A 425-nucleotide genomic window follows, 5' to 3' on the forward strand; every position below is an offset into this window, starting at 1 on the left:
CCCGCGCACCCTGGCCGACTACAAGGGCAAGCTGGTGCTGATGTTCTTCGGCTACACGCAATGCCCGGATGTATGCCCCACCACCATGGCCGACATGGCGCAGGTGATGCAGGCAATGGGCCCGCAGGCGGACCAGGTGCAAGTGCTGTTCGTCACCGTCGACCCCGAGCGCGACACGCAAGCCTTGCTGGCGCAGTACGTGCCAGCCTTCGACAAGCGTTTCGTCGGCCTGTATGGCGACGCGGCCGCGACGGCCAGGGTGGCCAAGGAATTCAAGGTGTATTACGCCAAGGTCGAGGGCGAAACGGATAGCAGCTACACGGTTGACCACACGGCCGGCACCTATGTATTCGACCGCGAAGGCAAGATCCGCCTGTTCGTGCGCCACGGCGAAAAACCTGCCGCCATCGCGCACGATCTTAAAC

The 425-nt window shown here is 63.1% G+C and carries 1 protein-coding gene; it reads left to right on the top strand.

Annotated elements, in window-relative coordinates; all coding sequences use genetic code 11:
• Positions 1-425 (top strand): SCO family protein (locus tag E4T88_RS18975; RefSeq protein ID WP_135107582.1); only part of this gene is annotated, 425 nt, incomplete at both ends.

The organism is Dysgonomonas mossii (genome assembly GCF_004569505.1).
Classification (GTDB): domain Bacteria; phylum Bacteroidota; class Bacteroidia; order Bacteroidales; family Dysgonomonadaceae; genus Dysgonomonas.